Annotated in this window: 23 protein-coding genes; 9 read left to right on the top strand and 14 right to left on the bottom strand. The window is 69.4% G+C overall.

Features of this window, described 5'->3' with window-relative positions:
* Positions 1-73: 73 nt before the first annotated feature.
* Entirely contained in the window at positions 74-805 is a 732-nt protein-coding gene (locus tag PLE19_04695; protein ID HPD14221.1) for a hypothetical protein, read from the top strand.
* A 7-nt stretch (positions 806-812) separates the two neighbouring features.
* Here PLE19_04695 and ribD read toward each other — a convergent pair whose 3' ends face one another.
* The 4 genes from ribD to PLE19_04715 all read right to left on the bottom strand — a co-directional run bounded on the left by ribD (position 813) and on the right by PLE19_04715 (position 3,520).
* Positions 813-1,880, bottom strand: coding sequence for a bifunctional diaminohydroxyphosphoribosylaminopyrimidine deaminase/5-amino-6-(5-phosphoribosylamino)uracil reductase RibD (gene ribD, locus PLE19_04700; protein HPD14222.1), 1,068 nt, complete (start codon positions 1,878-1,880; stop codon positions 813-815).
* Between the two features lie 22 nt (positions 1,881-1,902).
* The gene (locus PLE19_04705) at positions 1,903-2,190 is read right to left on the bottom strand and encodes a hypothetical protein (protein ID HPD14223.1); all 288 of its coding nucleotides are present in this window, start codon (positions 2,188-2,190) and stop codon (positions 1,903-1,905) included.
* A gap of 326 nt (positions 2,191-2,516) precedes the next feature.
* Positions 2,517-2,954 carry an exosortase system-associated protein, TIGR04073 family gene (locus PLE19_04710; GenBank protein HPD14224.1) on the bottom strand — a complete coding sequence of 146 codons (438 nt, stop codon included), beginning with the start codon at positions 2,952-2,954 and terminating at the stop codon, positions 2,517-2,519.
* Entirely contained in the window at positions 2,951-3,520 is a 570-nt protein-coding gene (locus PLE19_04715; protein HPD14225.1) for a hypothetical protein, read from the bottom strand. Before PLE19_04715 ends, PLE19_04710 begins: the two co-directional genes overlap by 4 nt.
* A gap of 148 nt (positions 3,521-3,668) precedes the next feature.
* On the opposite strand from PLE19_04715, the gene PLE19_04720 reads away from it, so the two are divergent.
* A complete protein-coding gene (locus PLE19_04720) occupies positions 3,669-5,357 on the top strand; it encodes a hypothetical protein (protein HPD14226.1) in 1,689 nt (562 codons plus the stop codon).
* A gap of 12 nt (positions 5,358-5,369) precedes the next feature.
* On the opposite strand, the gene PLE19_04725 is transcribed toward PLE19_04720, so the two are convergent.
* The 3 genes from PLE19_04725 to PLE19_04735 all read right to left on the bottom strand — a co-directional run bounded on the left by PLE19_04725 (position 5,370) and on the right by PLE19_04735 (position 9,477).
* A complete protein-coding gene (locus PLE19_04725) occupies positions 5,370-7,787 on the bottom strand; it encodes a glycosyltransferase family 39 protein (protein ID HPD14227.1) in 2,418 nt (805 codons plus the stop codon).
* 68 nt (positions 7,788-7,855) lie between these two features.
* A complete protein-coding gene (locus tag PLE19_04730; protein HPD14228.1) occupies positions 7,856-8,242 on the bottom strand; it encodes a VOC family protein in 387 nt (128 codons plus the stop codon).
* Positions 8,242-9,477 carry a PQQ-binding-like beta-propeller repeat protein gene (locus PLE19_04735; protein ID HPD14229.1) on the bottom strand — a complete coding sequence of 412 codons (1,236 nt, stop codon included), beginning with the start codon at positions 9,475-9,477 and terminating at the stop codon, positions 8,242-8,244. The genes PLE19_04730 and PLE19_04735 overlap by 1 nt, the downstream gene beginning before the upstream one ends.
* Before the next feature lie 151 nt (positions 9,478-9,628).
* On the opposite strand from PLE19_04735, the gene PLE19_04740 reads away from it, so the two are divergent.
* Positions 9,629-10,618 carry an NAD-dependent epimerase/dehydratase family protein gene (locus PLE19_04740; protein ID HPD14230.1) on the top strand — a complete coding sequence of 330 codons (990 nt, stop codon included), beginning with the start codon at positions 9,629-9,631 and terminating at the stop codon, positions 10,616-10,618.
* A gap of 28 nt (positions 10,619-10,646) precedes the next feature.
* On the opposite strand, the gene PLE19_04745 is transcribed toward PLE19_04740, so the two are convergent.
* Complete coding sequence (locus tag PLE19_04745) at positions 10,647-12,188, bottom strand: GH3 auxin-responsive promoter family protein (GenBank protein ID HPD14231.1); 1,542 nt, start codon at positions 12,186-12,188, stop codon at positions 10,647-10,649.
* 154 nt (positions 12,189-12,342) lie between these two features.
* Here PLE19_04745 and PLE19_04750 point away from each other — a divergent pair, with 154 nt between their 5' ends.
* Both PLE19_04750 and PLE19_04755 read left to right on the top strand, forming a co-directional pair.
* Positions 12,343-13,578, top strand: coding sequence for an aminotransferase class I/II-fold pyridoxal phosphate-dependent enzyme (locus tag PLE19_04750; protein HPD14232.1), 1,236 nt, complete (start codon positions 12,343-12,345; stop codon positions 13,576-13,578).
* Between the two features lie 24 nt (positions 13,579-13,602).
* Entirely contained in the window at positions 13,603-14,232 is a 630-nt protein-coding gene (locus tag PLE19_04755; protein ID HPD14233.1) for an Eco29kI family restriction endonuclease, read from the top strand.
* A 17-nt stretch (positions 14,233-14,249) separates the two neighbouring features.
* Here the strand turns inward: PLE19_04755 and PLE19_04760 are convergent, their stop codons facing one another.
* Positions 14,250-15,827 (bottom strand): helix-turn-helix domain-containing protein, encoded by a 1,578-nt coding sequence (locus PLE19_04760; GenBank protein ID HPD14234.1) that lies wholly within the window; start codon positions 15,825-15,827, stop codon positions 14,250-14,252.
* Between the two features lie 143 nt (positions 15,828-15,970).
* On the opposite strand from PLE19_04760, the gene PLE19_04765 reads away from it, so the two are divergent.
* The gene (locus PLE19_04765) at positions 15,971-17,113 is read left to right on the top strand and encodes an N-acetyltransferase (GenBank protein HPD14235.1); all 1,143 of its coding nucleotides are present in this window, start codon (positions 15,971-15,973) and stop codon (positions 17,111-17,113) included.
* Between the two features lie 62 nt (positions 17,114-17,175).
* The gene (locus tag PLE19_04770) at positions 17,176-18,924 is read left to right on the top strand and encodes a CocE/NonD family hydrolase (GenBank protein ID HPD14236.1); all 1,749 of its coding nucleotides are present in this window, start codon (positions 17,176-17,178) and stop codon (positions 18,922-18,924) included.
* A 622-nt stretch (positions 18,925-19,546) separates the two neighbouring features.
* Here the strand turns inward: PLE19_04770 and PLE19_04775 are convergent.
* From PLE19_04775 to PLE19_04795, 5 genes are all read right to left on the bottom strand, one after another.
* Entirely contained in the window at positions 19,547-20,020 is a 474-nt protein-coding gene (locus PLE19_04775) for a hypothetical protein (GenBank protein HPD14237.1), read from the bottom strand.
* A 199-nt stretch (positions 20,021-20,219) separates the two neighbouring features.
* Positions 20,220-20,843: a hypothetical protein gene (locus PLE19_04780; protein HPD14238.1), complete on the bottom strand. Its 624-nt coding sequence runs from the start codon at positions 20,841-20,843 to the stop codon at positions 20,220-20,222.
* Positions 20,844-20,857: 14 nt separating this feature from the next.
* A complete protein-coding gene (locus PLE19_04785) occupies positions 20,858-21,325 on the bottom strand; it encodes a DUF488 domain-containing protein (GenBank protein HPD14239.1) in 468 nt (155 codons plus the stop codon).
* Positions 21,309-21,983 carry a DUF488 domain-containing protein gene (locus tag PLE19_04790; protein HPD14240.1) on the bottom strand — a complete coding sequence of 225 codons (675 nt, stop codon included), beginning with the start codon at positions 21,981-21,983 and terminating at the stop codon, positions 21,309-21,311. Before PLE19_04790 ends, PLE19_04785 begins: the two co-directional genes overlap by 17 nt.
* A gap of 590 nt (positions 21,984-22,573) precedes the next feature.
* The gene (locus PLE19_04795) at positions 22,574-23,680 is read right to left on the bottom strand and encodes a pentapeptide repeat-containing protein (GenBank protein HPD14241.1); all 1,107 of its coding nucleotides are present in this window, start codon (positions 23,678-23,680) and stop codon (positions 22,574-22,576) included.
* 227 nt (positions 23,681-23,907) lie between these two features.
* Between PLE19_04795 and nadC the strand changes: the two genes are divergently transcribed.
* A complete protein-coding gene (gene nadC / locus PLE19_04800; GenBank protein ID HPD14242.1) occupies positions 23,908-24,786 on the top strand; it encodes a carboxylating nicotinate-nucleotide diphosphorylase in 879 nt (292 codons plus the stop codon).
* Between the two features lie 64 nt (positions 24,787-24,850).
* Positions 24,851-25,921: a DUF933 domain-containing protein gene (locus tag PLE19_04805; protein HPD14243.1), complete on the top strand. Its 1,071-nt coding sequence runs from the start codon at positions 24,851-24,853 to the stop codon at positions 25,919-25,921.
* The last annotated feature ends 70 nt before the right edge of the window (positions 25,922-25,991 follow it).

Consider the following 25,991-nt stretch of genomic DNA (forward strand, 5'->3'; position numbering starts at 1 on the left):
ATCAAGCGGCTTGAAGCCCGGGGGCCATCGGAATATAATCCGCTGCGGTCACAGTGGCCGCGGAGACGGGCTCGTGCACGTTGCCTGGCTGATGACTCTGGCGCTGGCCGCGACGCTCGCGGAGCCGCCCCCCGAAAGGCCGGAAGCCGAGTCCCCGGCTCCGTTCGCAGGGCTGCACATCCTCGTGCGCCTGGCGGACGATTTCCTCACGGGCCACGACCTGCGGTATGAGGGCGGGCTGTTCCGCCTGCGGCAGCGCGAGGGCGACGTGGCATTCGCCGAGGAGAGGGTGTTGCAGGTCCAGTTCGTGGACCCTCGTCGCGACGAGTTTCGGGATCCCGTCGGGCTGGCGATCCACGTGGCCCATTTGCGGCGCGGCGCGCCGCTGAAACGTCTGCTGCTCCAGCGCTTCGGCGAGGGGGTGCTCTTGCGGCCCGAGGACCCGTTGGCCGAGACGTTTCACCGGCTGGTGCCGAAGATGTGGCATCCGGACCTGGCGGCGCTGCTGTGCGCCGAGGCGGCGCGGCGCTGTTTCCTCGACCGGCGGCCGAAGGATGCCGTGATGCTCTTCGAGGCGGCGGCCGCGGCCGAGAAGGCGCGGCCCGACCATGCCTTCGTCTATGGCCTCATGCGCGTGGCAGCGCTCGCTGACTTCGCGCGGCCCGACGAGGTGCAGGCCGCCGTCCGCCAACTGGACGCGGCCTACCCGGAGCACCGAAGGGAGATCTTCAGATTCGGTCTGGCCCTGCGCGAGGAACTGCCCGACCGCCCCGGCCCCCCCAGGATGCTCAAGGGCCTCAAGTAGCGGCCCCTCAGAGCCAGGCTTCGATCAGAGCGTCATCGCCCACACGCCGCACAGACCAGTCTCGAGCCTCGAGCGCCTGTGCGACGGTGACCACGCCGTCGCCCTCAACTGGGGTGCGGGCGTCGCGTCCGCCGATCACCTTGGGGGCCACGAAGGCGAGCACCTTGTCTACCACGCCGGCGGCGAGTGCCGCGGCGCACAGCTCGCCGCCCCCCTCCAGGAGCACGTGGGTCATGCGGCGCAGGCCGAGCTCGGCCATCAGGGCGCGCAGGCTCACGCCGCCGCGCTGGGCGGGGAGGACGAGAATCTCCGCGCCCTTGGCCGCCAGGGCGGCGCGCCGCTCGCGTGGCGCCGCCTCGGTGGTGGCCACAATGAGCGGCGCCTCGCCGATGGTCTGCACAAGTTGGCTATAGATCGGCAGGCGGGCCTGGTCGTCGGCGACGATGCGAGCCGGCACGCGCGCGCCGGGCGGGCGCGCCGTGAGCAGCGGGTCGTCGGCCAGTGCGGTGCCCACCCCGATCAGAACGGCGTCGGCCTGGCCGCGCAGGGTATGGACGAGTTCCCGCGCCGGCGCGGAGGAGATCCAGCGCGAGTCGCCGAGGCGGGTGGCCGTCTTGCCGTCGAGGCTCATCGCCCACTTGGCGGTGACGTAGGGGAGGCCGCGCGTGGTGAGCTTCACGAAGGGAGCGTTGAGGCGCTGGGCTGCTGCCTCCAGCAAACCGACCTCGACCTCGATGCCGGCCTGGCGGAGCTGCTCGAGGCCGCGCCCCTGGTTGCGCGGGTCGGGGTCCACCATGGCCGCCACCACGCGGGAGAAGCCGGCAGCCACGATGGCGGGCACGCAGGGCGGCGTCTTGCCGTAATGGGTGCAGGGCTCGAGAGAGACGTACAGGGTGGCACCGCGGCAGGCGTCGCCTGCGGCGGCGATCGCGTTGGGTTCCGCATGGGGGGCGCCGAAGCGCTCGTGGAACCCCTCGCCCACGATGCGGCCGTTGCGCACCACCACCGCACCGACCATCGGGTTGGGTTCCACGCGCCCGCGCCCGCGCTCGGCAAGCTCAAGGGCGCGGCTCATGAATACGGCGGGATCAACGCCCTCACCGGCCATAGTAACCTGAACTGGTAGGAGATCCCCCTAGCAGGCCGCTCAGGGACGACACGGGGGCAGGCGTTACTTTACCGGTCATGTAGTCCAGCTTCCGCTGGACCAGGTCCAGCGGATTCGGAGGGATGACGGCCGAGAAGACCTGCACGGTGCCGGTCACCACGTTGCCCACGCCGCGCCCGACGCCTTGGACGGTGCCGATTGTGGTCCCGTACACGATGTTCCGCTGGAACGACGTCTGGAGCACAGTCACCGGCAACTGGAGGGGCGCGGAGGCCACCTTCCATAGGCCGCCGGCAAAGCGTGTCAGAGGACTATCGCCGGTGGAGCTGGAACCCCTGTCCAGCATGCTATCGGCGATGGGTCACCCCGTGCACGCGGCAGCTTCCGCGCGGGACGCAGGGCCCGCGGCGGCGATCACCGCGAGAACGCCCAGCGCGAGAAGCCAGCGGGTTCTCGTACCCATAGCTCGTCTCCTTGCCTCTCGGGCCGCCCAGAGGCACATGGCGACAGCAAATCGCCAAGAACGCTAACATTATAGCAGCCGCGCGCCAAAGTTCCAGTCAAATCTGCCGGAATTTTCGTTGACGGCGTCGGCGGGCGCCGTCAGGGCCGCGTGATATCCGACGGGGGACGCAGCGGCGGCAAGGCGCGCTCACCCAGCTTCTTGTTGTAGATCGGGAGGACGTCGCTGGGCAGGGGGAACGTCACGACCTCGAGCGCGCCGGCCCCCAGACGCACGATGCCATTGCCCAGCCCCTCGGCGCCGCCGGCGAAGATGCCATAGATCGCGTTGTGCTCTCCCGCCACGCGCAGCATGGTGGCAGGGATTTCCAGGGGTGAGATCACGATGTTGCACACGCCGCGGGTGAGCCGAGATAGCGGGCCCATCCCCGGGAGCCGCGGCGTTTCTGCGCTGGTGGCGGCCTCGCCGGGATGGCCCGCCCCCGGCGGCGTGCCCTCCTCGATGGCCGAAGCAGACGCGGCCAGCAGAAGCGCCGTCACGAGGCCAAGACCGATGGGAGGCCACACCTTCCGGCTCATTTCTGGTCTCCTTGCGTTGCGGGCGGCCCGAGCCTGTCCGACCGAGGCGGAGCGCCGGCCCGCCGGCCGCGCGGCTCCACCGCCCGTATCTTCCACACGGCACCGACCTTCACGACCCAGTAGTCGAAAAGCTCCTCATCGCCCTCGTGGGCAACAACCACCGGGAATCGCAGCCCGCCTTCGGGCGCCGGCTGCGGGGCCTGCCATTCGATGCCAAGCGCTGCTTCGGCCTCGGCCCGGAGCTGCTTGCGGAACCCCTCGGGGCCGAGCCGCGCGAGGTGCGCCTCGCGGGCCGCCAGGGCCTCGCCCGTGAAGCAGCGCAGGTACGCCGCCACGTCCGCCCCGGCCATCGCGCGCCACGAGTCGCTGATCGGGTGCGACTGGGGCATCGAGTCGGGCGTAGGCGCCCCCGCACTCTTGCGCGGCGCTGGCCAGCCCAACGCCATTCCGAGCGCCACCGCCAGCCCCAGGGCCACGGCCCCGAGCAGCAATTGGAGGCGCCAGTCGGCCATCAGCCGATAGGCCCATCCTGCCGTGGCCGCACCCTGGCTCTGCTCCTCCGACATTATAGCAGCCTCTTCCGCGCGTTCCAGTCAATTTCCCCGCGCCTCGATTCTAGCAGGCGCCGCATCGCGGTGCCACAGGGCTTGACGCAGGCGCGGGCGCCTCGTATCCTCGGCGCTCGGAATGCCCCACCACGTGCAGGAGATTCCGATGGGATGCCGCTCCCTGTGGAACGCTCTCGTGGTCGCCCTCGCCGCCCTGCCCTCCTATGGGGCGGCCGGCGATGCGCGCCGCCCGAAGAAACTCATCGCCACAGGCTGGGACCAGCCCGACACGGAGCGCCTCGTGCGCCACCTGGCCGAGATGGAGAAACGCCCCTTCGACGGCGTGGTCGTGGCCGCCGTGGGGTATGCGGACGCGACACGGCGTGTCCCGCTCCGCGCGGCGTTCGCCAAGGAGCCGTGGCAGCGCGACTGGTTCCAGCCCTGCCTCGCCCACCTGAAGGCCTGCAAGTTCTCCCGTTTCACCGACAACTTTCTCATCCTGGGCGCCAACCCGGGCAACGTGGACTGGTTCGACGACGCCGGCTGGGCTCACGTGGCGGAGCACTGGCGCATCGCCGCCTGGCTGGCGAAGCAAGGCGGGCTTAGGGGGTTGCTCTTCGACCCCGAGCCCTACACGCCGCCGCATAATCAGTTTAGCTACACGGCCCAACCCGGCCGCGGCGGGCGCTCGTTCGATGCCTATGCCGCCAAGGCCCGCGAGCGCGGCCGCCAGGTGATGGCCGCCGTCGCAGCGGAGTTCCCCGACGCCGTGCTCTTCTGCTACTTCATGAACGTCGTCGCCTCGACGGCCACGGGCCGCGCCAACCCCAACCGCCTGCTGGCCAGCCATGGCTACGGCCTGCTGCCGGCCTTCGTGGACGGCTGGCTGGACGCGGCGCCGCCCACGGTGACGTTCGTGGACGGCTGCGAGATGGCCTACCTCTACAACAGCGTGGGCCAGTACCTCGAGGCGGCGCTGCTCATCAAAGGCGCCTGCCAGGAACTCGTCTCGCCCGAGAACCGCGCGAAGTATCGCGCCCAGGTGCAGGCGGGCTTCGGCCTCTACCTCGACGCCTATTGGAACCCGCCCACTTCGCCGTGGCACGTGGACGGCCTGGGCGGCTCGCGCGTGGACCGGCTGCGCGCCAACGCCCGCACCGCGCTGCGCGTGGCCGACGAATACGTGTGGGTCTACGGCGAGCAGTTCCGCTGGTGGCCCACGCCGAACCAGCGCGTGAAGGAGGAAACCTGGCCCGAGGCCCTGCCCGGCTGCGAGGCCGCCCTGCGCTTCGCACGCGACCCGCTCGACTACGCCCGCACCCAGATGGCCGAGCTCCAAGCCGCGGGCAAGCTGGCGAACCTGGCCCGTAACGCCGACTTCGCCGCCGAAAGGGCTCTGTCGTTCGAGGGCGCACAGGTCGAATGGAAGGAAGGCCGCCCCCCCGCCGGCTGGAGCGCCTGGCAACACGAGGGGTCGAAGGGCACGTTCACCTGGGACCGCGGGGTGGGCAAAGGCTCGGCCAGGGCGGCCGGCGTGGCCAACGGCTGTTTCCTCCAGGCCTGTGCCGTGAGGCCGGGCGAACGCTACGCGGTGGGCGCCCTCTGCCGCCTCCAGGGCCAGGGCGAGGCCTGGCTTCGCGTGCGGTGGCAAACGGCCGAGGGCAGATGGACGGCGGAGGCCCTGGATGTGCTCATCCCCTGCGAGGCGCCGCGGGACCGCTGGGGCGAGATGCTCGGCGTAGTGGAGGTGCCTGAAGGCGTGGGGCGCCTGCTCGTGTTGTTGGGCATTGCCGACCAGGCGGCGAGCGACGATGTCGCCTGGTTCGATGAGGTGCGGGTGCACAGGCTCGAGTGACGGGGCCGTCGGCTACCGCGTCTCAGCCTGACGGCTGGTGAGGGTCACCTGCACCTTGAAGGTCGCGCCCATCTGCACCTGGCCGTCGAGGAGCACGAGTACGCCTGTCGCCTTGTCCACATAGAGGTCGGCGTGGCCGGTGAGGCCGAAGGGGCCTTCGGCCTCTTCGGCGGCCTCCTTAGCCTCGGCGCTGATAGGTGTGGCGTCGAAGCCGACCTTCACGCACTGGAACTGGCCTGCGGGCACTTCGATGGCCCTCTCTTCTATACCGCGGATCGCCACGTCCCACATGGATTCGTTGTTGAGGACGCGGATGCGTTGCGGCGGGGCGCCGGGCGTGAGGTCGAAGCCTCGGGCGATGTAGCAGGCGGCGATGACGTGCCAGGCGTCGCGCGCGCCGGGCTGGCGGAAGGCCTCCTTGAGATTCCAGATGCGGTGCTCCATCTTATCGCAGCGCTTGTCGGAGCAGTGAATCCTCGTGCCGTCGGCGCGCGTGACCAGGTGTTGGGGGTCGCGGCAGCCCCTCCCTTTGCAGTGGTCGTGGCGATGATAGTCCACGCCCTCGGGCGTCCAGACGAAGCGGCGGTGCTTGTAGGATGGCTTAGTGCGGACGTCGTGGGCTTCAAGCTGGGCGAGGTCGTTTTCGCGCAGGCGCGAGACGATGGCGGATTCCACCGTGTAGCCGGGCACGCCGCCCTTCGATTCGGCCGCGATCACGATCTGGCGCCCGTCCCTCGTGTCCTCGTGGAACAGCTTCATCGTCACCGTGCCGAGGTTGAAGCGGAGCGCGGCCTCGGCGCTGAAGGTGTAGGTGAGCGTCTCGCTCTTGAGGCCGCGCAGCGGGTGCTTCGCGAGCCAGGCGGGGTCGCGGGTGAGGGAGAGTGCGCCCGTATGCGAGTCCCAGGTGAACGCTTGCCACCCTATCCCCTCGGCCACGGTCTGCCAAAGGGGGCCATCAGGCTTGCGCGACGCGATGAGGATGCCGCCCTCCCGCTCCGTCACCCACCGCTGGATATCCGCCGGATCGTCAAGCAGGCTGTAGGTCCAGTCCAGATAGAACGCCAGTGGAGCCGGGACATGGCCGACGAAGGCGACAGGCTTGCCGAGACGCCTCACTCCGGCGATCCGGTCTCTGAGATCACTCCCCCGCGCCCAGTGAAGATGGGAGTCCGTGGAATGAACGAGCCAGAGAACGGCCACGGCTGCCGGCGCCGCATGCCCAATCCTCGAGAAGGCGCACGCGAGCAGAGCCAAGCCCGCGAGCACCCCGGGGACGAAGACCCACCAGTGCCCTTCCGACCCGCTGGCCGGAACCGCGGAGTAGACGAGGATGGACACAACGAGCACGCCGCCCAGGACAAGCACCGCCTGGGTCGCCCTCTTGGCCAGCGCGCCCAGTTCCTGGCGGGAGAACTGCGCGAGGAGGCGCCCGGCGGCGACGGCGACGAATGGAACCACGGTGAGGAGGTGCCGCGGCTCCCTGGAACTGGAGAGCGCCAGCCAAGCCAGCGCGGCCCCGCCGAGTAGGAGCGCCGGGTTGGAGCCTGCCTCGCGCCGCCGCCCGCGCCAAAGGCCGTGCAGCCCCGCGCTCGGCACCAGCACGAGCCACGGGAGGCAGAGGGTCGCAAGGCGCGCGAGGTCCTTGTGCCAGCCGAACGCCTGGCCGGGCGGCTGAAGGTGACGCAGCACGTGCTCGCGCCAGAGCGCGCGCAATGGCTCGACCGAACCCGTGGTGGCGCTGGCGGCGAGCGGCAATGCGAGAAACACAACAACGGAGACGAGGAACGCAATGGCCACCGTCTTGCCCGGCCGAAGCCAGGCCCACTCCATCGCCATCGCAGACAGAACGAGAACACTAGCGACCACCACGCCGTATGCCTCGCGCGCGCCCAAGCTGGCCGCGATGCCCAGCAAGAGGCCCAGGGCGGGGAGCCAGCGGCGATTGCCGTCGGCCCGGTGTCTCACGAAGTACCACAGGCACCACAGGATCGTGGCGGCCTGGGCCATTTCGGCGGTGCCGTGGCGGCCGAAGCAGAGGAAGCCGTAGCTCGTGGCCAGCGCGCCGGCGGACAGCAACGCCGTCAGGCCATCGTGCCAGCGGCGTGCCAGGTCCCATGTGAGGAACAGCAGCGCCAATGCCCACAGCGTCGAGGGCAGCCGCGCGGCGAGTTCGCTCACGAATGGCTTATGCCTGCTCAAGAGGAACTCGCCCGCCGCGAAGGGCACGGATTGCCAGTAGACGAGGGCCGACTTCTCGCAGGCGAACGGCTTGCCGGGCATCGGCCAGAGCCATTGGCCGGTGCGCAGAATGTGGCGGGCGACGATGGCGGAGCGCGCCTCGGCCTCATCGAGGGGTTCGGCGCCCAAGTGCACGAGCAGCAGGAGAGCTGCGGCGGCGAAGACGAGGAGGATGGGCAGGGCTCTGCGCACTGGGGACACCTGTCCCGTCGGACTTGTCGGACTGGTCAGACCGGTCGGACCTGTGCCAGGCGCTGCCCTCACAGCATCGGCCTGGCGCGCCGGACGAGCTGCACGGCGAAGCCCCAGGGGTCGCGCACGATGGCGATCTCGTCGCCCGTGGGCAACACGTTGGGCGCGGTGGCAGCCGTGGCCCCGGCGGCCAGGAACCGGCGATAGTCGCCGGGCACGTCGCCGCTCGTGAAGGCCAGGTGCAGCACGAGCGGGTCAATCGCCCAGTAGTCGGGCACGGGAACCGCAGGGTTGCGGTAGACCTCGAGCATGACGCGGCCCGCCGAATCGGCGAGGAAGCGGACGGGCACGGGCTGGTCCTTGGCCAACACGACACGCAGGCCGAGGTGGGCGACATACCAGTCGGCCATCGCCGCCGGCTCGGGCACGTTGAGGCCGAGATGCTCGATCACCATCAGTTGGCCTTTACGTCGAAGCAGTAGAGGTTGGTGTCGTAACGCAGGTAGAGCCGTCCGCCGACGACAACGGGATGCGCCCAGCTCGGGCCGCTGCCCTGCACGCGCACGCGGCCTTTGACCTCCATGCCTTGCGGCGAGCAGGTGGCGAGGGCCGCCTGGCCGCCGTTCTCGCCGAAGAGGTAGAGCATGCCGTCGGCCCAGCACAGGCTGCCCTTGCCCACGCCCTGCTCGGACCACATCCGCTTGCCGGTCTTGAGGTCGAGGCAGGCCCAGCCGCCCTCGTGGTTGCCGTAGATGTAGCCCTTCTCGATCACGTAGCCGCCGTGGTGGCAGACCATCTCGCGGGTGGTCCAGGCCTGGCGGGCCGACACGCCCTTGTCGCTGGCCGTGACCTTCAGGCAGATGCCGCCTTTGCCATAGCCGTTGGACCAGAAGACGTAGCCGTCCTCGAACGCCGGCGTCGGGCAGTTGGCCGTGTTGTCCTTGCTCCAGGGGTTGGAGAAGAGAACGGCGCCGGTGCGGGCATTCACGCAGAGCAGCCCGCCACGGGTGCCGGCGAAGACGAGATGGCCGCCCTCGTAGGGCACGCCGAGGCACGAGCCGTACTCGGCGCCGGCGTCGAAGCCCTTGCTCATCCACTTGACGGCGCCGGTCTCCTTGTCGAGCGCGACCAGGCAGTTCTTGCCCCCGGGCTTCACGATGGCGAGCGTGCGGTAGATGAGCACCGACTCGGCATAGCCCCAGCCGGGCACGTCGCCGCCGAAGTCGCGCACCAGGTGTTTGCTCCAGATTCTCTTGCCCGTCTTGGCGTCGAGACAGGCCACGAGGCCGGCGGCGGTTTCGAGGTAGAGCTTGCCGCCGTCAATCGTGGGCGTGGCGCGGGCGCCGGGGTGGTCGCCGCGCCAGGCGGGCTCGACATCCACGTGCCATTTCTCCTTGCCGTCGAGGTCGAAGGCGAAGAGGCGCAGGGCGCCCTGGGCGTCGCCCGTGATGTACACCAGGCCGCCGGCCACGGCGACGCTGGAGTAGCCCTTGCCAATGTCGTCGGCCTTCCAGAGCAGCTTCGGCCCGTCGGAGGGCCATTCCTTGAGGAGGCCCTTGTCGGGCGACTTGCCGTCGCGGTTCGGCCCGCGCCAGCCGGGCCATTCGGGCTCGGCGGCCGCGGCGGCGAACGCCGCCACGCCGGCCACCCCCAGCGCCGCCATCAGGGCCCCCAGCCTCGCTCGCCGCATGCGGTGCTCCTTCTTCCGTGGTACTCTCACCCCTCAGTACGCATTCTGCCACACAAGGGCGGGGAATGCAACCGGCGGGCGTGTCGCCCTTGACTCGGCGCACACAGCATGGTTGACTGGCGGACGGCGGGAGGCGAAGGGGAGCCGGCCGATGAAGGCACTGGTCACGGGCGCCACGGGCTTCGTGGGGAGCCATCTGGCCGAGCGGCTGTGCGCCGAAGGTGTGGAGACCCTGTGCCTCGTGCGGGGCACGAGCCGCCTCGAGTGGCTCGAAGGGCTGCCCGTCCGGAAGGTGGTCGGCTCGCTCGAGAGGCCCGAGGCGCTGCCGCTGGGCGAGGTGGACTGCGTGTTCCACGTGGCCGGCGTGACGCGCGAGCGCACGGCGGCGGCGTACCTGGCGGCGAACGCGGAGCCGACGCGGCGGCTCGTCGAGGCGGCGGCACGGGCGAACCCGCGCCTGAGGCGTTTCGTCTACGTGAGCAGCCTGGCCGCGGCGGGGCCCACGCCGGCCGAGGCGCCGCTCGACGAGTCGGCCGAGCCGCATCCCCTGCCCGGCTACGGCGCGTGCAAGCTGGCGGCCGAGCGGGCCGTGCTAGCGATGCGCGAGCGAATCCCGGTGGCCATCGTGCGGCCGCCCGCGGTCTACGGGCCCCGCGACCCGAACTTCGTGACGCTGTTCCGCACGGCACAGCGCTGGCGGCTGGTGCCTGTGATCGGCAGCCCGGCCAAGCAGTTGACCCTGGTGCACGCGGCCGACCTGGCCGAGGGCATCTGGCTGGCAGGCACGCGCGAGGCAGCGGTCGGCCAGACCTATTACGTGGGCAGCGGCACGCACACGTGGCGCGAGATTGCCGCGGCGCTGAGCGCGGCGCTGGGGCAGCGGCTGCGCATCCTGCGGATGCCGGGCCTCATCGCGCGCCTCGCCGGCGAGATCGGCGAGCTGAAATGGACGCTGACGGGCAAGCCGCAGATCGTGAGCCGTCGGAAGATTCGCGACGCCCTTCAGCCACGGTGGACCTGCTCCTGGGCCAAGGCCGAGCGCGAGCTGGGCTATGCGCCGAAGAGAGGGCTGGCGGAGGGGATGAGGGAGACGGCACGGTGGTACGCGGAGCATGGATGGATGGGGTCGCGTGGGACGTGATGCGTGAGAAGACAGGGAGCAGAGGCGCCTACCGCGGCTGCGCAGCGTTCGAGATGGCCAGCAGTTCGTCCACCATTTCCTGCGTGCGAGCCACGCGGGGAATCTTGTGCTGCCCGCCGAGCTGGCCGTGGCGCCGCGCCCACTCGTAGAAGGTGCCGGGCGCCAGGAGGGTGAGGACGGGCGGCCGCATGGCGTAGCCGCGGTCGCGATGGATTTTGTAGTCGAGGTTCTTCTCGATCAGGCTGGCGTCCACCCGAGCGATCCACTCGTCGGGGGTCGGCGGGGCGCCGTCGAACTCGACCAGCCAGTGATGCGCGCCGCTGGGGTCGGCGGCGGTGGGCAGGATCGTGGAGACGGTGTACTCGCGCACCGTGGCGCCCGTGGCGAGGCAGGCGGCGGCCACCGCGGCCTCGAGTTCGCCGCCGATGACGTGCTCGCCCAGGGCGTTGAGGGTGAGCCGGGTGCGGCCCGAGACGACGAGCTTCGGCGGGCCGAGCGCCGTGAACCGCACGAGGTCGCCCACGTCGTAGGCCCAGATGCCCGAGCACGTGCTGAGCAGCACCGCGTAGTCCTGGCCGGTCTCCACCTGGTCCAGCGTGAGCCGCGTGGGCTGCGGGCGGCCGAGCTCGGCCACGGGCACGAACTCGTAGAAGGCCCCGACGTCCACCTCCATGAGCATCGCCGGGTCGGCCTGGTCGCACTGGATGGCGGTCATGCCGGCCTCGGAAGACGAATAGGTGTCCACGTAGGCGATGGACCTGCCGACCAACTCGCGGAACTGCGCGCGGTAGGGTTCGAAGGCCATGCCGAAGTGGATGAAGACGCGCAGGCCCGGCCACACGTCGGCCACCGTGCGCACGTGGGGCCCGAGCTCCTCGCGCCCGAGGTCAATCAGGCGGCGGAAGAGGAAGAGGGTCCACGACGGCAGCCCCACGAGCGTGGTGATCGGGCTGCGCAGGTAGCGCTGGGCCACGGCCTCGACCTTCTGCTCCCAGTCGGGGATGCTCGCGATGTCGGGCTCCGGCAGGCGGTAGCGGCGCGCGAGGCGCGGAATGTGCAGGGCCGTGATGCCGCTGGCGTCGCCCTGGAGGCACTGGCCGCGCGGCTCGAGCTTGGGCGAGCCGCCGAAGTAGAGCGTCTTGCCGCGCAAGACGTCGGCCTGGGGCGCCTGGCGGGCGACCAGCCCCATCAGCGTGAGGCCCGAACGGAAGTTGGCGCGGATCGCCTCGCGCGAGACGGGCAGGGCCTTGCACGTCTCGGCCGTGGTGCCCGACGAGAGCGCGAAGAAGCGGATGTGGCCGGGCCAGCACACGTCGCGGGCGCCGTCGAACGCCGTGTGCCACAGGGGCGCCATCTCCTCGTAGCCGCACACGGGCACGGCGCGCTGGAAGTCGGCCACGGAGCGGATGGCCGCGTAGCCGTGCGCGCGGCCCCACTCGGTGTCGGCCGCCCGTCGCACCAGGCGCAGCAGCAGCTGCTCCTGGGCAACGGCAGGGTTGGCCAGGGCCTGCGCGGCCTGGCGCAGCCGACGCTGCATGGCCCGGCGAATGAACCAGTTGATCGCGCCCATCGGGTGCGGCCTCACTACGCGGCGGCGGATTCGGCTGCGATGATAGCACCCCCGGTGTTTTTTGCAACTCGCTTTGCGTCCGGCGGCCCCGATGTGTATCATAGGGCTTCCTGGAGGTGGACCTGAGGCCCCTGGATAGGAGGGCTCAGCAGCGGTGGCCGACATTTTTGACCGGTGCATGCGCTTCCGCGAGGAGCAGCGTATCGCGGCCCAGGAGGACCTGCCGATCGTCGAGCGGGTCATCTTCGGCGTCTCGCCCACGGAGAATGCCGGGCCGTGGATCGAGGCCAACGGCCGGCGCATGCTCCAGTTCAGCACCAACGACTACCTGGGCATGAGCGTGCACCCCGAGGTGCGCGCCGTGGCCGCCGAGTATGCGGCCCGCTACGGCATCAGCGCCCCCATGGGCGCCCGGCCGCTCACCGGCACCATCGAGCTCCACCTGGAGTTCGAGCGCCGGATCGCCGACTTCAAGCGCACCGAGGCCGCCCTCAGCTTCACCATGGGCGCCGGCGCCATGATCGGCGCCATCGCCTGCCTCGCGCGGCAGGGCGACCTGCTCATCATGGACCAGCTCGCCCACGCCAGCCTCGTGTGCGGCGGCAAGATCTCGGGCGCCAGCATCAAGTTCTTCCGCCACAACGACCCCGAGAACCTCGAGCGCGTGCTCAAGCGCTCCGACCCCGCCCGCCCGAAGCTGATCGTGGTGGACGGCGTGTACAGCATGAACGGCGACATCGCCCCGCTGCGCGAGATCTGCGACCTCAAGGAGCGCTACGGGGCTCGGCTGTTCATGGACGACGCCCACGGCCACGGCGTGTGCGGCGACCACGGGCGCGGCGCGGCCGAGATGCTGGGCGTGGAGGAGCGCATTGACCTGCACGCCGGCACCTTCTCGAAGGCCTTCGGCACCTACGGCGGCTTCATCGCCGGCCCCAAGGAGGTGGTCTTCTACGTCCGATGCCTCGCCCCCACCATCCTCTTCACCAAGGCCGCGCCCGCCTGCGTCGTCGCCGCCACGATGAAGTCTCTCGAACTCGTCCGCAAGGCCAACGACCGCCGCAAGAGGGTCTGGGACAATGCCCGTTACCTCCAGGGCCTGCTGCGCGAGCGCGGCTTCGAGGTGGGCGACACGCAGACCCCCATCACCCCCATCCGCCTGGGCGACCACTGCGCGGTGCACTGCGCCGACATCCTGCGCCGCAAGCACGGCGTGTGGGTCTCGGCCGTGGTCTACCCTGCCGTGCGCCGCGGCAACGGAATCATCCGCGCCATCCCCACCGCGCTCCACACGCACGAGGACGTGGACTACCTGGTGAACTCCCTCGAGGCCGCGCGGGCCGAGGTCCAGGCCATGGGCAAGCCGCCCGTCGCCGCGGCGGCCGAGTAGCCGCAGCCTCGCGAGGACCGGCCCGTGGACGGCCTGTTTGACCCTCTGAGCTACGAGAACCTCGCTAAGAGTGTGGTCGCGGCGCTGATGGAGCGCGCGCCCGAACCGCTGCCTCCCCACAAGGAGTTCCCGGGGCCGGGCGTCTACGCCGTCTACTACACCGGCGACTTCCCCGCCTATCAGCCCCTGGCGGCGCGCGAGTGTCACCGGCCCATCTACGTGGGCAAAGCCGCCCCGCCCGGCGGCCGCAAGGGCCTCGCGCCGCCCGGCGCCCACGAGGCCCCCCTCCATCGCCGCCTCTGCGACCACGCCAAGTCGCTCGCCCAGGCCGAGAACCTGCGGCTGGCCGACTTCCTGTGCCGCTACCTCGTCGTGGTGCCCGTGTGGGTCACGCTCGCCGAGCGGTTCCTCGTGACCCACTACAGGCCGCTGTGGAACACGGTGGTAGACGGTTTCGGGAACCACCCGCCCGGCTCGGGCCGGAGCCGCATGCGGCGCCCGCGGTGGGACATCCTGCACCCCGGCCGCCCGTGGGCCGCGGGCCTCGAGGCCGCCGAGTCGGCCGCCGACGTGCTCCGGGAGGTCGCCGCCTGCCTGCATGCCGCCCCCGGGAGGCCCCCCGTCGGCGGCGCCGCGCAAGCCTGGCTGTTCTGAGATCGCTCCTGAAGCTGCTATCGCCGCCGCTTCGCGGGAACGGCCCGCAGCTCCAGCGCCGTCTCGTACAGCTCCACCGGCCCGCGCGCGTTGCCCACACGCACCGACGAGCGGATGATGCTGGAGCCGGTGCGCTTACGGCGCACGGGGTGAAACTCCACCGTCTCGAACCCGCAGCCCTCCGCGATCTGCGCGAAGTAGCGGTCGGTCCTGAACTCGATGCCCTGGAGGATGTTGTTGCCGATGACGACCACGGCGGTGCCCCCGGGCCGCATCACGTGGCGCGCGGCGCGGCAGAAAGCCAGGCAATCGTTGAAGTAAGCCGCGGCATAGTTGGCCCAGCCGCTCCCGCCGTAGATGCCCTTCTCGGGGTGCAGCCGGCGCAACTCGTCGAGCTGCTCGGCCAACTCGTCGCAGCAAGCCTCCAGCGCGATGGGGGCCGCGCCGCGCACGGTCTGCCAGAACTTGCCGAAACTCAACTGCTCCATCTCGGCGAGCCGCGCGCGCCGCTCGACCAGCCCGAGCCAGAACAGGTGCGGGCGGGTGTTCCGCACGTAGTGGTAGTTGTTGAGGTACGGCGGCGAAGTGATCAGGAAGGCCACGCTGTCGGGCGGCACCCGGCGGTAGCCCGCGAGGAATGATTCGCAATGGACCCGCGCCTCGGGCCGCCGCCCGAGCGTGCGGGCGTGGAGCTGCACCTGGGCGACGTCGGTGGCCATCTCGTCGAGCTTCGCCGCCACCGCCCCGGCCACGTCGGCGTCCAGGATGTCCTCCTTGCCTGCCGACGCCCGGCGGCCCAGGCTCGGCTCGTACGAGTAATTGGAGAAGCTCACCATCACCGCACCCAGCGCCACGCGGAACACGTCGGCCACCCAGGCCTCCGGGCGCTCGGCGATGAAGTCCAGCGCGTGCAACACCTTGCGTTCGACGGCGGGGCTGAAGAACGGCGCGCGGCTGCGGAACTCTGCCGGCGGGCGGCTGCGCGGCGCGCGGCGCGCGCGCCCGGCCATGTGCTCGCGGAAGGCGCCGATGGCACCCCGCAGCACGCCCAAGTCGTAGCCGAGGCACGAGACCTTGGCCCGGCAGGCTAGAGCCGCATAGGGGTTGATCTCGAAGCCGATGCTGTCGTAGCCGCGGTCCATCGCCTCCACCAGCGTGGTGCCCACGCCCGCGAAGGGGTCGAGCACCGTCACCTCGGCCGGGTCGCGCTCGCTCGCGGCCTCGAGCACGCCGCCCACGAACGACGCCGAGAAGCCGGCGATCCAAGGCACCCAGCGGTGCAGCGGCTGCGAGCGGTTCTTCGTGAACGCCGTGTCGCCGAAGCCTGTCCTCCCGGCGCCGCCCTCGGCCACAAGCGGCGGCGGTTCGACAGGCCTCACGGAATACGCCTCCGAGGGGGCGGGACCCGCCGAGGCCGGTTCCCGCTGCGCCAGCCAGCCCTCCAAGGCCGCCCGCAGAAACCGCCAGGCACGCCCGACCTTCTGAGCCGGCACCCTGCCCGACGAGGCCAGTTCGCGGAGCGTCTTCTCGCTCACCCGCACGAACCGCGCGGCCTCGGCCAGCGTGAACACCCCACTGCTGTTGTCTTCCGTCATAGTCGCCTAACTTCCGTTATCTACCGGCAACATACCATACGGATTCGCGGAGGCCTGTCAAGGCCGCATGCGGAATCCGGGGCCATTTGACATCGGAGCGCACCCCGGATAGACTGCCGCCGAGCGCCTGGAAGGGGTCGCGCATGTCCGATGCTATCGAGGTCCGCCCCGTCGCCAACCGCCGCGAGCGCAGGGCCTTCCTGCGCCTGCCGTGGGAGATCTACTGCGGCGACCCCAACTGGGTGCCCCCGCTCCTGTCGAGCGTGGACCACATGCTGGACCCGCGACGCAACCCCTTCTACGAGCACGCCGAGAGCCGCCTCTATCTGGCCTGGCGCGGAGGGCGCCCCGTGGGGCGCATCGTTGCCACGGTGAACCACCTGCACAACGAGCGCTACCACGACGGGGCCGGCTTCTGGGGCTTCTTCGAGGCCGAGGAGGACCCCGCCGTTGCCCAGGCCCTCCTGGACCGGGCGGCCGAGGACCTCCGCTCGCGCGGCCTCGCCTCAATGCGCGGCCCGTTCAACCCCTCGATCAACGCCGAGTGCGGCGTGCTCATCGAGGGCTTCGACCGCCCGCCGTCGCTCCTGATGCCCTACAATCCGCCTTACTACCCCGACGTCATCCAGCGCGCGGGCCACACCAAGCACAAGGACCTGCTGGCCTATTACCTCGACCAGGACATGATCGCCCCCGGCACAGAGGCCCGCGAACGCATGGAGCGCATCGAGGCCCTCGTGCGGCGCCGCAATCCCGAGCTGACCATCCGCACGATTGATATGACGCGCTTCGAGGACGAGGTGCTGGCCCTGGGCGAGCTGTTCAACCTCGCCCGCGAGCGCAACTGGGGCTTCGTGCCCGTGACGCCCGCCGAGATGCGCGCCATGGCCCGCGAGATCCGGCCCATCCTCGTGCCCGACTGCGTGATCCTCGCCGAGGTGGCCGGCCGCCTGGCCGGCTGCACGATGGGCCTGCCCGACATCGGGCCGCTCCTGAAAAAGGCCAACGGCCGCCTCCTGCCCTTCGGCTGGTTCCACCTGCTCTTCGGCCGCAGAAGGCTCGATTCCATGCGCATCTTCGGGGCCGCCGTGCACCCCGATTTCCGGAACCTGGGCGTCATCCCGCTGCTCTTCCTCCAGTACCTGCGCCACAGCAAGGCGCATGGCTTCTACTGGGGCGAACTGTCGTGGGTGGCCGAGGACAATGTGGCCTCGATGCGCACCCTCGAGGCGGCGTTCAAGCCCCGCCTCTACAAGCGCTACCGCATCTACGAGAAGGCGCTGTGAGTGGCAACCCGGCTTCGCCCCGCGCCCCCGTAGCAGCGGACTCTCAACAAGGAGACCCCATCGTGATCGCTCGGCGCCTGCCCCTCCACCTCCTGGCGCTCATCTCGTCCTCGGCGGCCTGCCTGGGCGGCCAGCCCGCCCTGGAGGCCCTGCGGCGCAACGCCGTGGTCGAGACCGACGTCATGGTGCCCATGCGCGACGGGGTCAAACTGGCGACCGACCTCGCCTACCCAAAGGCCCAGGGCCAGAGGTTCCCCGTCATCCTCCTGCGCACGCCCTACCGCAAGAACCTCGGCCCCGCCGGCTTCGCCGTGGCAGCCGGCTATGCGTTCGCCTGCCAGGACGTCCGCGGCCGCTTCAACTCCGAGGGCCAACACCGCCCGTTCTTCGACGACCCCGCCGACGCCTTCGACACCCTCGCCTGGCTCGCCAAGCAGCCCTGGTGCGACGGCACCGTGGGCATGATGGGCGGCAGCTACGTCGGCTTCACCCAGCTCGCCGCGGCCATGACCAAGCCCCCCGCCCTCCGCTGCATCCTGCCCGCCGTGCCGCCATCCGACTTCGAGAACGGCGTGGTCTTCTACGGCGGCGCGCTCCGCCAGGAACTCGTCCAGGGCTGGCTCATCGGCCAGGCCTGGTCCAGCCAACGCGTCCAACGCAACGAGGCGCCCGCCGAGGAGCTTCAGAAGTGGCAGCCCCACCGCAACTTCATGCAGTGGTGCTGGCACCTGCCCCTCGCCGAGCCCGGCCCCCTCACCGTGGGCGGCCCCGGCTACGTGAACTACTGGCTCGACGGCGTGAAGAACTGGGAAAAGCCGGGGTCCTGGCGCGAGATCAGCCCCATCGAGCACGTCGAGGACATCCAGGTCCCCGTCCACATCACCGCCGGCTTCTACGACATCTTCGCCCAGGAGAACCTCAACCTGCTTCTGGCCCTTCGCGCGCGCGGCGGCAGCGACCTCGCCCGCAAGCACAGCCACATCCTCATCGGCCCCTGGCCCCACGGCATCGGCTCCGCGGCCGGCGACGCCAACTTCCCCACCGCCGGCCGCGCCCTCGCCGGTCTCCAGGAGAAGTGGTTCGCCCGATGGCTCAAGGGCGCGGCCAACGACGTGGACCAGTGGCCCCCCATCCGCGCCTACGTGATGAACCAGGACCGCTGGCTCGACACCGACACCTGGCCCCCCGCCGCCGCCAGGCCCACGAAGCTCTACCTCGCCAGGGGCAGACTCCTCTCCGAGCCGCCGAAGCAGGACGAGCCGCCCTCCGCCTTCACCTACGACCCCGCCAAGCCCGTCCCCACCCTCGGCGGCACCAACCTCACCATCCCCAAAGGCATGCACGACCACCGCAAGAACGCCGAGCGGCCCGACGTCCTTCAGTTCCTCTCCGACCCCCTCGACCGCGATCTGGCCGTCGTCGGCACGCTGCGCGCCCGCCTCTTCGTCTCCTCCTCCGCGCCCGACACCGACTTCACCGCCATGCTCCTCGACGTCCGCCCCGACGGCTACCAGGGGAACCTCCAGGACGGCATCGTCCGCTGCCGCTACCGCGAGGGCCGCGACAAGCCCAAGCTGCTGAAGCCGGGCGAGGTCGTCGAGGTTGAGATTGACCTTTGGAGCACCGCCTACGTCTTCAAGAAGGGCAACCGCATCGGCCTGCACATCAGCAGCAGCAACTTTCCCCGCTTCGACCGCCACCTTAACGTCGCCGACCACCCATCGGCCTGGACCACACCCCAGACCGCCGAGAACAAGGTCCACCACGGCCCGGCGCACCCTTCTCACATCGAACTCTCGGTCTTGCCCTGAGTCGCCCGACGCACGGTGCCCTGTTTCTGCGCAGACGCGCCTCCTCGCACGCTCGCGCCTCCCGGTTGCCCGCTAGTCGCCCGTTCTCGCCCGTCCGTCCATACTTGCTCATCCTCCGGCCAGCGCCGGAATGGCCGGAAGGCCTCGAATCGCCAATTCTCCGCCTTCCACCCATACTTGCTCACTTTCTCCCCCATAGGGATGAGCAAGTATGGACGCATGCCCCCCCCACCGCGCGGCCCCGCCGAAGCCCCTGGCCTTCGCGAAATGTCGTCATAGCTCCTAACTAGCTGACAATACAGGACTTACAGCCCACAGTGAATCCACCGTGTGCCAGGCACCGAATCGGGAGCTCTCGGGATCTCGAATCTGGAATCTGAGTACCCAATGCCTGCCGAATCCTAAGAGGCATCACTTCCATTGGGGGGATAAGGACGGTGAGCGGGTTGAGGGGTATAGAAGATAGGAGATACAAAGGGAGAAGCGAAAGGGGAGAGAGAAGGGGGGTGAGGAGGGCGGGATGCCCCGGGAGGGAGACGGTGAGGACCCAGGGCATCCCGAGAAGCGCCTCTGCCCTCGCCCCGGTTGGCGGCGGGCGTCCGGCTGGGCGCACGTCCAGGTGTCAGGGGGCCATCACACGCTCGAAGCTGGTCGTGACAGCGTAGTAGCCCACGGTCGCCGGCGTGACGTAGGAGCCGTCCTCCTTCTTCACCCAGGCGATGAAGCGCTCGACCACGCCAGGCTTCGGACGCTCGAACACCACGACGGCATCGCCCGCCGTGTCCGCGATAGTGCCCTTCGGGTTGTTCGCATCCTTGAAGGCATGGTAGACCTTGACCCGGACGGTCACGTTGTACCAGTCGTGCGGCAGGTTGCTGCGGAAGTTCCCGGCGGCCACGAGCACCTTGTCAGGGCCACGCTCCGCCGTGTATACTGCGCAGTCTACCTCGACGGGCAGCCGCAGCGGAAGGGGCTTGGCGTCCACCTTCACCTTCTCGCCGTCAATCTGGGCCACCTTGCTGGGGACACTCGCGGCCAGGGCAGAGCCCGCTGCCAGGGCTATGCAGCCTACGGCCAGCCATGTACGCCAACACATCTCGACGACCTCCTTTCTGCCGGGCGCTTCCCCGGCCGCCTCCAGGAGAGAGACCACGCCCCGGAAGGGGTGTCAAGCCCCGGCAGGGGCGTTTCGGATACTGCCCGGCAGACCGAAGCAGATCCGGAGCCACGAACGCGGTGTCGGGCACACTAAGGGGACGCACCACCTCCTGGCCTGAATCATGTTCCTGCATGGTTCACAGTCGGATCACCCCCGCGGCAAACTTGTAGCAGCAGTTTCCGAATGGCGTCCCGAGACTCACCGCTAGAAGGCAATCTGCCTCATCCCTGCTATAGGCTGGAAACTGCCTCTCGAACTCAAAGTCCGTGACAGGGAGGCAGTAGGTGTAACAACCAAACGTGAATGCCGCGTTGACTCTCTTGCCTCTGCGCGTTCCTTCGGTCGTGAACTCAACATGCGCCTCAACCAGGCATAGGGATGCCCTGTCAGCCTCATGAAGCCTTCGCAGGGCGCTGACTGGGATATGGCTGTGCGCATCATGCAGGACGAACCCAGTCTTCTGCACATGCCTCCGAACATCTTTGGTCTTAGCCTCGCCAACCCGCCGCCACGCGCCTTCGAGCAGTGTGCAGTTCTCAGGTTGGATATCGCGGTGAGGTCCGTCGTCCGCCAGAGGGATACTGATGACATCAAGCAGCTTAGGCTCTACGCCATCCACCTGCCGGACAGGCCACGGGATGCCCTCCTCGCCTGCCCCAAAGCAGGGACGTACCCATTCGCCGCTCGACGCATCAATACCCGCAATACACCGATTGCCCATTTTTCGAGAGTTGGCAAGGATGATAAGATCGCGTCTCACTGACCGCACTCCTATCACAAGTGCCGGATCTCCACATCTCCCCATTTCATCCGCAAGTACTCCGCAACGAGCCTGCGGTGGCACTTGTTGGCCTCTGGCTCGCCGCACAGTAAGCAGCCTCTGTCCATCTCGGCCGGGGCCAACGACTGCTCGGGCCTCCGTTGCTCCAAGAGGGCGTGGAACTGCTGCTCGTATTCGGCCCAGGTCAGCCGTCTTCTCTTGTAGCCGTCGAGCATCTCCTTGGTAGGGGCAAGCTCAGGCCGGTGAATGTAGTCAATGCCCGCAATTGCTTTGAGGAAATAAGGCAGGTCGGTCTTCTTGGTGAACCCAGCCAACTGCGACTCGTTGCTCAGCCGAACGTCCACCACTCGCTTTACGCCAGCTTGCCGTAGCGTCTCGAAGAAGCGTTGCGCGCTCTTCTTGGTGAACCCAATGGTGAACACCGTGATCCCGCCGGTCTGGGCGTCACACTGGGTGGTCACGGTCCTGCTCCTTCCTTCCCTGCCGGAAGGCAATCTGCCTCGCACGCCGCGCATACGCCTTCTCCAGTCTCTCAGATGCTGGGGCTCCCCTATCGAAGAAGCCTGGCTCCAACCCCGCGAGCTTGAGCAAACGCTGCTCGGTATCCTGGTGGTCCTCGATGCTCCCATCGGCCAGAATGTGTTTGACCTTGATGCCGCGCGCGCGCAAGTGCCGGCATACCAGGATGGTTCGGTGACAGTCCAAGGGTTCTTTCTCGGCACAAAGTACCGCGATCCTATGGGTCGCCGCCCCCCTCAGGAGCCTCTGGATTCCCCTCTCAAAAGCGGGGCGCGCGGACATCCTCTCGAAGTCGGCTACTCCGTCCTCATAGCAATCAGGGTCATGCGGCCTTCCGCCGAGTTCCGCGCCGAGAAAGACGTATGCTATCCTGTTCCTCCTCAGGAATGCCATGAAGGTGGCTCGATTGAACTGAGGATTGTACCTGCTCATGGGGACTGAACGAACGTCTGCGACGGCGGTAATGGAATGCCTTCTGAGCAGTTCGAGCAACGTCTCTGCCGAATGGTTCGAGTGTCCAATCGTGTACACCTCCGCGCTTGGCAGTGGTCTCTCCTCGGTCCTGCTGGAAAGGGAGGTGGGAGTCAGGTCTTCCAACATCAATCACCACCCCCTTCCCAACTCCAGGCGGGCGGGCTGGGCACACGCAATACACACACTGCCCATCACTCTCGGGCACGGGGCGCGATCCTGACGAGCCATCCGCAGAGTCATCTTATGCACCCGGGCAGCGTGGAGTCAAGGGGCAACGGATTGCGCGGCTCGCCCTCTGTTTACGGATGGATGGGTGTCCGAGAACCGTAACATTCAGCCGAGCGGAGTGGGTGACTGCGGTACGGTCTCCGGGCCGTCTCCTGGGCACCCGGTACGGCCTAGAGCACGCACTACGGACTGCCCGGCCGTCTGAGGTGTGTCAATTGAGGGCAGGGGGCACGGAACCATGCGTCCGCCTGTCGGAGTGCGTGTGCGAAGCACCGCTTTCGGCTGCACCCGCGCGAGTTACCCGGATCGCATGAGGTCCGGGGTCTGCGCCTGCGACGCCCGAAGCGGCGCTCTGCGCCGCAGTCCGAAAGGCTCTCGCATCGGACGCGCCTGGCGAGGCCACCGCCGGCCGCGCCGAGCGAGCTGGATCGTTCCCATGCATGATCCCATGATTCCATGTAATTCCGGCGACACCCCGATCGGGCGGGTCAGCGCATGTACTTGCGCGTGAGGCCGACGATGAAGACGGACATGAGGGCGGCGCCGAGCAGAGCCTCCGCATCGGCCCAGGGCATGAAGTGCTTCTTCGGCTGGAAGTCGCCGTAGCCCACGGTCGTGAAGGTGACGATGCTGAAGTGCAGGCACTCGAGGCGCGTGGGCTGGTAGCCGGGGTCGCCCCGCGCGTCCCGCGAGATTCCCGCCACGCCGTAGGCCAGGAAGGCCCACAGGATGATCACGGCCGCCCCCATGACGAGCGCCCGCGCGGGCCGCTCGCCATAGCCGAAAATCCACCGGGCGAAGATCAGGTCGAGCAGGCTCCGCCAGAAGCCGAGGCGCCAGGGGCGCCAGCCGTACGTCTGCCGGCGCTTGTGCTCGGCGGCGCATTGCTCGGCGTAGTGGTAGTCGCCGGCGGCCCCATAGTCGCCCCGCGCGATCGCGGCCTCCTTGGCCAGGCGATAGGCCGTTTCGCCTCCCGAGGGCACGCGGAAGGGCCGGCGGAGGCCCGTCGGAAGGTCGAAGATGGCGTCGGCGCCCGGCGGCACCGTGGCGTACACGAGGTCCGCGGCGCCGTGGAACACCGAGCCGCTCAGGTCGGCCCCGCCGTTCAGGGCGGCCCATCGAAAGGAGACGTTCTTCTCGAACACGCTGCGGAAGCGCACGCGGTCGCTGAACCTGGCGCGGACGAAGCTGGCCTCGTCCACGAAGCGGCTGTGCTCGAAGGTGGCCGCCTGGTGGAACTCGCAGCCGTCGAAGGCCGCGGGCCCGCCGAAGACCACGTGCTGGAAATCGGCTTGCCCGTGGAAGACGGCCTGGGTGAACTTGGCCTGGCCGGCGAACGTGGCGTGGCTGAACGCGACGGGGAATCGGAAGCTCGTGCCCTCGAAGCCCTTGCCGTCGGGGTCGGGCGGAAAGTGCCAGCCGGAGTAGTTCGGGGCGGCTTGCGCGGTCTCGTGGCGGGCGCGCCGCCAGAAGGCGCGGGCGTCGTGCTCGTCCTCGCCGTTGGCGGGGGAGTGGCACAGGCACAGGCGGTTGGGGTCGCGCCCCCAGGCCGGCTCTGAGCAGCCCTCATACGAGCAGGTCTTGTCGTCCCACATCGCGCTCTCCACCGTGCATGCGCCGGCCGCAAGCCACCGGCCGAGGTTTTCCTGATGGTAGCAGACTCGGCTGCCATGTCAAGCGCCTTGGCCGCTTCGCGTTCCAGCGACACGCCGCTCCGGGCGAATCCGGGCGAGAGGCAAGGCCGGGCGCGTTGCTTGACTCTGGGGGAGGGCGAGACTACAATCCGTTGCGGCCCACGAGAGTGCGGGAGCCGAGGAGAGTCGTGGCGAAACTGCGGCTGGAAGTCGAACTGGTCGGCGGGTTTCTGGAGGCGGCGCTGGCCGAGGATATCGGCCCGGGCGATGTCACGTCGGCCGCCGTCCTCCCGCCCGAGGCGTTTGCGCGCGGGGCGTTCGTGGCGCGCGAGCCGGGCGTGCTGGCGGGCGGGCCGCTGCTTGCCCCCCTCTTCCGCCGCCTCGATAAGGCCGTGCAGACCACGCTGCTGAAGGACGACGGCGACGCCCTGGCGGCGGGCGATGCCATCGCCACGGTGAGCGGCCCGGCCCGCGCGATCCTGGCAGGCGAGCGGGTGGCGCTGAACCTCCTTCAGCGGCTGTGCGGCATCGCCTCGATGACCCGCCGATTCGTCGAGCGGGCCGCGCCGCACGGGGCGAAAATCCTCGACACGCGCAAGACCACGCCGGGGTGGCGCTTCCTCGAGAAATACGCCGTCCGGGCCGGCGGCGGCATGAACCACCGGATGGGCCTCTACGACCAGGTGCTCATCAAGGACAACCACCTGCTCGTGGCTGAACAGCGCTGGCCCGGCCGCGCCGTGGCCGGCGCCATCGAGGCGGCGCGAGCCGCATCGGGCGGCCTGCGCATCGAGGTCGAGGCCGACACCCTCGACCAGGTGCGCCAGGCCCTCGAGGCGGGTGCCGACATCATCCTCCTCGACAACATGACCGACGACCAGATGCGCCAGGCGGTGGCCCTGGCCCGCACCTGCGAGCCGCGGCCGATTCTCGAGGCCTCGGGCGGCGTCACCGAGGCCCGCGTCGAGGCCATCGCCGCGACGGGGGTAGACTGGATCTCGGTCGGCGCCCTCACGCACTCGCCCCGAGCGCTCGATATCGCTCTGGACCTCGAGCCGCCCGCCTGAGACACCGCTGGAACCGCCGGGCGGCCCCGCCCGCGAAACACGCGAAAGGACGCGAAACGAGAAGATGCGAATCGCCATCATCGGCCTGCCGCAATCCGGCAAGACCACGCTGTTCGACGCCCTGACGGGCCGCCAGGACGACCCCGGCGCCTATGCCGCGCCCGGCTCGGTGCAGGTGGGGGTGGCCCACGTGCGCGACCCGCGCGTCGCCGCCATCGCCGAGATCGTGAAGCCCAGGAAGACGACCTATGCGGCCATCGAGTTCGTGGACCTGGCCGGCCTCTTCGCCACGGAGCGTCCCGACCCCGACTCGGCGGGCGCGCTGCGCGACGCCGACGGCCTGGTGAAGGTGCTCCGGGCCTTCGAGAACCCCGGCGTGCCGCCGCACAAGGGCGCCGTGGACGCGCGCCGCGACCTCGAGGAGATCGACTCCGATCTCTTCATTCTGGACCTCGACATCCTGGAGCGGCGCATCGAGCGCCTGCGCGTGAGCGTCAAGAAGCCCACGCCGCGCCAGGAAGGCGAGAAGGTCGAGCTGGCCCTCCTCGAGCGCTGCCACGCGCACCTCCAGGCCCACGGCTCGCTCAGCCGCTTCGCCGCGACCGCGGAGGAGGAGAAGGCGCTGAAGTGCTTCTGCTTCCTCACGCAGAAGCCCAGCGCCATCGTCGTCAACATCGGCGAGACGCAGATCGGCGACGGCGCGGCGGCCCTGGCCTGCCTCGGCCAGCGGCACGAGCCGACGCTGGCCGTCGCCGCTGCCATCGAGAAGGAGCTGCTGGCCCTCGACCCCGCCGAGCGCGCGCCGTTCCTCCAGGACCTCGGCCTCGCCGAGCTGAGCGCCCAGAAGGTCCTCGCGGCCGTCCTGGCGGCCCTCGACCAGATCACCTTCTTCACCGCGGGCGAGAAGGAGCTGCGCGCCTGGCTCATTCCGCGGGGCACCACGGCGGTGGAGGCGGCGGGCTGCGTGCACACCGATCTCGCCCGAGGCTTCATTCGCGCCGAGGTCATCTCCGCCGCCGACTTCCTCCAGTTCGGCGGCTGGAAGGACTGCCGCTCGCACGGCAAGGAGCGCCTGGAGGGGCGGGACTACGTGGTTCAGGATGGCGATGTGATCAACATCCGGTTCAGCGTGTGAGCGCCCGGGATGCGTGACACGTGAGAAGGCGAACGGCGGCGCAACTCTTCCGCCTGGCTTCTCACGCATC

It is taken from the genome of Planctomycetota bacterium (assembly GCA_035384565.1).
Lineage (GTDB): Bacteria > Planctomycetota > PUPC01 > DSUN01 > DSUN01 > DAOOIT01.